Here is a 6,451-nt window from a genome sequence, read left to right as displayed (position 1 = left end):
GTTCCTGGGTGGGCCCCCCTTGTTTCCAGTCAACCGTGGTGGGGGGTGGGGGCGCCAGAGCGTCCTGCGTCCTGTGGACGACCAGTCGCCCCCTCGAAGACGCGGTAGTCCGTCCGCGCGGACCAGTGTCCGTTTCCGTTTTCGCCGGTGGGACAATTCCCGCATGACGAAGACAATCCCCTCAGCGCTTCTGGCGGCCGCGGAGAGCGCGAAGGGTTTCATGCCCACTGACGAGGGCAGCGCCCTCTTCGAGACCGCCGTCGACTACGCCCCGGTCGGGCCGATCGTGGAGATCGGCACCTACTGCGGCAAGTCCACGATCTTCCTCGGCGCGGCCGCCCGTGCCACCGGCGCCAAGGTCCTCACGGTCGACCACCACCGGGGCTCGGAGGAGCACCAGGAGGGCTGGGAGTACCACGACGCCTCCTTGGTGGACGAGGCGACGGGCAGGTTCGACACCCTTCCGCACTTCCGGCGCACGATCACCCAAGCGGGCCTGGACGACGAGGTCATCGCCCTCGTGGGCCGGTCCACCAATGTCGCGGCTGTCTGGAGCACCCCGCTCGGCATGGTCTTCATCGACGGCGGCCACAGCGAGCAGGCCGCCCAGAGCGACTACGCTGGCTGGAGCCCGCACGTCGCCCCCGGCGGGGCTCTCGTCATCCACGACGTTTTCCCCGACCCCGAGGACGGCGGCCGACCGCCCTACAACATCTACCGGAAGGCCCTCGACTCGGGAGAGTTCGAGGAGATGCGCGCGGTGGGCTCCCTGCGGGTGCTCGAACGCACCCGCAAGAAGTGAGCGGTCTAACAGTCTTTCCGATGCACAACTGCCCGGGGCACGCCTCGGGTAAGAAGTGGCAGTACGCTTACCTGCTCGGACTTGACATCGTTACGGGCGGGTATCGTGGCTTGAAGGGCTGAGCGATGGCGGCGTTATTCCCCGAATTACCGCTTCGGTCCTGACTCGAACTGAACGATCCGGGGCACTTGCGCGTCCAACCTCAGGACGGCAGGGTGCCGGACGTGATTTGCCATGGGGGCGGGGAACTGAGCGAGAGCACACACGGCGAAAGCGGGGCGGATGGACAGCGTCCCAAGGACACGCCGGACACCAGGAACACCTCTGCCGAAGAGCTGTCCGACAAGCACACTCCCGAAGGTGGAGTACCCACCAGCGAGGAGAACCAACCCACTCATGACACTCCCGGAGGAGAGGAAAGCGTAGGAGAGCAGCCCGAACCGGAGTTCATCAACCCGGTCACCTTCAAGACCAGCGGTACCTTCCTCCGCGACAAGGTCGCCCAGAGCCTCGCGGAACAGGGTTTCGGTTCCGACGACGCCGGCGACGACGCCGCGGAGGAGACCTCCGGAGTCCCCGCCGAAGCGCACGGTTCCGATGCCGCCGACCCCTCTCTCGCAGCCGGCTCCCCCGCCTCGGCCGGCCGTGCGGGCGCGGAGGAGGCCGACACGCGTGAGGGCGGACGGCCCTCCCAGGCGGGCCCGCCCTCCGCGGCCGATGACACGTCCGTCGACCAGGGCGGTACGGCCGGCGCCGACGAGCCCCCATCGCCGGTATCCGACCGGACCGAGCCCCTCTCGCTCGACTCCGTCCGTGAGGCCGCCTCCGCGGAGGCGGCGCAGACGTCCGAAGACGCCTCCGGGAACGCCGGTGCGGAAGAGGGCGGCACAGACCTCTGGAGCCCGCGCGGGCAGGAGCACACGGAAGTTCCCAAGAGCCCCGTGGCCGGGACCGTGACCGACGTCCAGGACTTCGAGGACGGGTCCGCCGGAGCCGCCGCGTCCGCTGTGCCCGCCGCTCCGGACGCCGTCGCTTCGGACCGTGACGGGGAGCAGAGGATCGACGAGTCCTCCGCGGCCGAGACGGCGTCCCTGTGGCCCGAGCCGCGTCGCCTCTCCTCCTACGTGGCCGAGTCGCCCTCCGAGGGGCAGGACCGGGGCGCACGCCCCGGTGCCACCGAGGCCGGTGCCGCGGCGGCTGCCGGAGCGGCCGCCGCCCGCTCCTGGGCGCACGGCGGCCCGACCGGTCCCGGTGACACCACCAGTTCCAGCAACTCCGGCGGTCCCGGCGGCCCCACCGGCCCGGGCGGCCCCAAGGGACCGGCTGGTCCCGGCGGTACCGGGCCCGGCGGCCCCAAGGGCCCGGGCGACCCCAAGGCCCGGGGCAAGAAGAACGGTGCCGCTCAGAAGGCCAAGAAGCCCCTCTGGTGGAGGATCCTGCGGGTCTTCCTCATCGTCACCGGCGTGTTCTTCATCATCGGGTGCGGTGTCTTCGCCTTCTTCTACAGCACGGTGGAAGTCCCGGACGCGGCCAAGGCCGATGTCCTGGAGGAGGGTTCCACCTTCTACTTCGCCGACGGCGAGACCGAGTTCGCCTACCGGGGCACCCACCGGGAGATCCTGTCCTACGACGAGATGACCACGGGCGGCGAACACGTCGTCGAGGCGGTCATCTCGGCGGAGGACCGCGGTTTCTGGACCGAGCCCGGGGTGTCAGTGAGCGGCACCGGACGCGCGGTGTGGTCCACCGTCACCGGTCAGCAGGTCCAGGGCGGCTCCACCATCACCCAGCAGATGGTGCGCAACTACTACGAGGGCATCTCCCGGGACGTGTCCATCACCCGCAAGGTGCGGGAGATCATCATCGCCCTCAAGGTCGACCGGAGCGAGTCGAAGGAGTGGGTGATGGAGCAGTACCTCAACACCATCTACTTCGGCCGCAACGCCTACGGGGTCCAGGCCGCTGCGCAGGCTTACTACCACAAGGACGTCCAGGACCTGGAGCCCGCCGAGGCCGCGTTCCTGGCCGCCGCCATCCAGCAGCCCACACCCTTCGGCGAGGCCGACGTGGAGACCACCCCCTCGATGGAGCGGCGCTGGGAGTACGTGGTCAACGGCATGGTCACCACGGAGGCCATCACCCAGGCAGAGGCCGACGCGATGGAGTTCCCCGCGCCCGAGCCCGAGCGGCCGAGCGAGGGCACGGACCTGAGCGGCTACAAGGGCTACATGCTCCAGGAGGCCATGAACGAACTGGAGCGGCTCGGCTACACCGAGGACCAGATCAACCGCCAGGGCTACAGGATCGTCACCACGTTCGACCAGGACATGATGGACGCCGCCTACGCCACCGTGGAGGAGATGGTCCCGCCCGAGGAGCGGCCCGAGGGCGTCAACGTCGGTCTCACCACGGTCGATCCGGCGACGGGCGAGGTCCTGGCCTTCTACGGCGGGCACGACTACTGGGAGAACCAGTACGACAGCTCCTTCCTCGGCGCCGCGCAGACCGGTTCGGCGTTCAAACCGTACGTGCTCGCCACCGCACTGGAGCAGGGCTACAGCCTCAACTCCACGGTGGACGGGCGCGGGCCGCGCACCATCGCGGGCTCGCGCATCCAGAACGCGGGCAACTCGCCGGGCGGCATCATGACGCTCACGCAGGCCACTCAGCACTCCAACAACCTCGGCTTCATCGAGCTGGCCCAGGAGGTCGGTTTCGAGAACGTCCGCGACACCGTCTACGCCGCGGGCTGGCCCGATGGGAGCGTCCCCGAGAGCCAACTGGTTCCGGTCATGCCGCTGGGGGCCTCCAGCGCCCGCACGGTCGACCAGGCCAGCGGGTACGCCACCTTCGCCAACGGCGGCGTGCACGTCGAGACGCACGTGGTACGGGAGATCGTCGACTCCGAGGGTGAGAACGTGCGCCCGGAGGTGGAGAGCAACAGGGCCCTTGAGGAGGCGACCGCCGCCGACGTCACCTACGCCCTCCAGCAGGTGGTCAACGCCGGTACCGGTACCGGGGCGCGGCTGGCCAGCCACCCCACCGCGGGCAAGACCGGTACCACCGACGGCAGCGTCGCCGCATGGTTCGTCGGTTTCACCCCGCAGCTGTCCACGGCTGTGGGGATCTACAGCGGCAACAACGAGAGCTTCAGTATCCCGGGATACGGTGCTCTGTCGGGCGGTACGCTTCCCGCGTCGCTGTGGAACCGGTACATGAGCACCGCGATGGAGGGTTACGAGCCGGGTTCGTTCCCGAGTCCGGCCTTCAGCGGCACCACCGAGAACTGGGCTCCGGACGTGTCCACCGAGCAGCCCCAGCAGCCTCAGCAGCCGGAGGCGCCCGCGGAGCCGGAGACGCCGACCGAGCCGGACGTGCCCACCACCCCCGAGACACCGGTGGAGCCGGAGGAGCCCACCACGCCCGAGTGGCCGGAGATCCCCGGTCCCGGGACCGACCCGGGCCCCGGTGAGGGCGGCGACGGAGAGGAAGGCGGCGGTGGCGGCAGCGGTGAGAGCCCGCCGGCCAGACGCGACGACCTCTGGTGAGGTCCGGTTCCGGTGGTGACCGGAGCCGGTGAGAACGGGGGAGGGCCCGGCGGCGCACCGCCGGGCCCTCCCCCGTGTTCGGGGTCCTCCGTGTCGGGCCCGCGCCAGTCGGCGGAGCGGGGCCCGTCGGCCCGAACCGGCCTCGGACCGCGGAGGCGGGCGCCTACCGGGGGCTGGAGGTGGTGCGCGTCCGGGGGACACTACCCAGTCGGAGGGGCCCCGTCCCAGGTGTGCAGGAAGACCCGCGAGCCCGGCGTGGTCCCGGTGAGCGCGTCCGCCGCCAGGATCACGGCGGCCGACGTCCACGTGCTGCGCTCCACCGGCCAGCGCACCTGTTCGGCGAACTGGTAACCCGTCCAGTACACGCCGTCGTCGGAGTCGCGCAGGTGCTGCACGTCCCGCAGGAGGCGCACGCCCGCGTCCACGTCGCCGACGGCGGCCAGCGCCAGCACCAGCTCCGAGGTCTCCGCCGCGGTCACCCATGGCTGGTCGCTCACGCAGCGCACGCCCAGTCCGGGCACCACGAAGCGGTCCCAGCGCTCGGCGATGCGCTCCTTGGCTGCGGCGCCGCGCACGGCGCCGCCCAGGACGGGGTAGAACCAGTCCATCGAGAAGCGGTCCCGGTCCGCGAACAGGTCCTCATGCCCGTTGATGAGCACCGCGAGACGGTCGGCGGCGGCCGTCCACGCGGGGCGGGACCGGCCCAGGCGCGCGGCCAGGGCGGCACCGCAGCGCAGCGCGTGGTGCACGCTCGCGCACACCGTCAGCAGCGCGTGGTCCCCCGGGGCGCCGTTCTCCGAGCGGGCCCACAGGATCTCGCCGTGCTCGCCGCGCAGGGCCAGGACGAACTCCAGGCCCTCCTCGACCACCGGCCACATCCGCTCGGCGAACGCGGTGTCGCCGGTGACGAGCAGGTGGTGGAACAGGCCCACCGCGGGGTAGGCGGCGTGGTTGGCCTCGCGCAGCGGCGTCACGGGCACGCCCTGGCGGAACTTGGCGGGCCATCCGCCCCCGGGCGCGCGGCTGTCGGCCAGCCACAGGTAGGCGCGCCGGGCCGCATCGGCGTGTCCGGGTGCGCTGCGGCCGGTCACGGTCAGGGCCATGGCGCACTCCACGTGGTCCCACACGTCGGTGTGCCCGCCGGGGAACCACGGGATGGCCCCGCCGTCCTCCTGGCAGCGTGCCAGGTAGGAGGCAGAACGGTGCAGCTGCTCGGCGTCGAGCACGCCGGGCAGGCTCAGGGCGTCGTGAGGGGCCGGTCCGGTCGTGGTCGCGGGCACGGGGGCGACGGACATCAGGCGTCGTGCGGTTTGCGCACGTACACGACCACGCTCTTGCCGATGACCGGGTTGAGCAGGCGCTCGGCGACGCGGGTCACGGCGGGCGCCTTGAGCATGTCCCACACCAGCATGTCGTGGTAGGCCTTGGCGAGCGGGTGGTCGTCCCGGTCGGTGCCCACAGCGCACTTGATCCACCAGTAGGGCGCGTGCAGTGCGTGCGCGTGGTGGTGCGGGCCGATCTCGAAGCCGGTGGCCTTGAGCTTGGCCTCCAGTTCGGCGCGCGTGTAGATGCGGATGTGCCCGCCCTCGTTGGTGTGGTAATCCTCCGACAGGGCCCAGCACAGGCGCTCTGGCAGGAAGCTGGGCACGGTCACCGCGGCGATGCCGCCGGGCCGCAGCACCCGGAAGAGCTCGGCCATCGCGGCGGTGTCGTGCGGGAGGTGCTCGAAGATCTCGGCCGCGACCACGCGGTCGAAGCTGGCGTCGTCGAAGGGCATGTCCAGGGCGTCGCCCTTGACGGTCTCGGCCCTGGCCTCCTCGGGAGCCTCGCCCTCATGGCGCATCGCGGCGAACATGGTCTCGACCTCGGCGAGGTCGGCGACGTTCTGGTCGAAGGCCACGATGTCGGCGCCGCGCCGGTAGACCTCGAAGGCGTGGCGGCCGCCCCCGCAGCCCAGGTCGAGCACGCGGTCGCCCGGGCCGACGGGGAAAAGGTTGAAGTCGACGGTGATCAGTGGAGGCTCCCTGGGGATCTGGCTCGGGGATCTGGTCTTCGGGCTCCGCGGCCGCGGAGGCGGGGCGGTGGGTCGTGCGCGGTCCGG

At 71.2% G+C, this 6,451-nt stretch carries 4 protein-coding genes; 2 read left to right on the top strand and 2 right to left on the bottom strand.

Features of this window, described 5'->3' with window-relative positions:
• Positions 1-163: 163 nt before the first annotated feature.
• Positions 164-802, top strand: a complete 639-nt coding sequence (locus ABD54_RS13800; RefSeq protein ID WP_047869883.1) for a class I SAM-dependent methyltransferase — start codon at positions 164-166, stop codon at positions 800-802.
• Between the two features lie 215 nt (positions 803-1,017).
• On the top strand, positions 1,018-4,350 hold the full coding sequence (locus ABD54_RS13795; RefSeq protein ID WP_047869882.1) for a transglycosylase domain-containing protein: 3,333 nt from the start codon (positions 1,018-1,020) through the stop codon (positions 4,348-4,350).
• A gap of 200 nt (positions 4,351-4,550) precedes the next feature.
• On the opposite strand, the gene ABD54_RS13790 is transcribed toward ABD54_RS13795, so the two are convergent.
• Together ABD54_RS13790 and ABD54_RS13785 are read right to left on the bottom strand one after the other, a co-directional pair.
• The gene (locus tag ABD54_RS13790) at positions 4,551-5,645 is read right to left on the bottom strand and encodes a prenyltransferase (protein ID WP_047869881.1); all 1,095 of its coding nucleotides are present in this window, start codon (positions 5,643-5,645) and stop codon (positions 4,551-4,553) included.
• Entirely contained in the window at positions 5,645-6,364 is a 720-nt protein-coding gene (locus ABD54_RS13785) for a class I SAM-dependent methyltransferase (RefSeq protein WP_047869885.1), read from the bottom strand. Before ABD54_RS13785 ends, ABD54_RS13790 begins: the two co-directional genes overlap by 1 nt.
• Positions 6,365-6,451: the final 87 nt, after the last annotated feature.

This window comes from Nocardiopsis sp. RV163 (assembly GCF_001029525.1).
Taxonomy (GTDB): domain Bacteria; phylum Actinomycetota; class Actinomycetes; order Streptosporangiales; family Streptosporangiaceae; genus Nocardiopsis; species Nocardiopsis dassonvillei.
This window is presented reverse-complemented; position numbering and strand designations above follow the sequence as displayed.

Excerpts from the sequence above, each read along its gene's own strand:
- ABD54_RS13800 (WP_047869883.1), top strand. The coding sequence starts at position 164 with ATGACGAAGACAATCCCCTCAGCGCTTCTGGCGGCCGCGGAGAGCGCG.
- ABD54_RS13790 (WP_047869881.1), bottom strand. The coding sequence starts at position 5,645 with ATGTCCGTCGCCCCCGTGCCCGCGACCACGACCGGACCGGCCCCTCAC.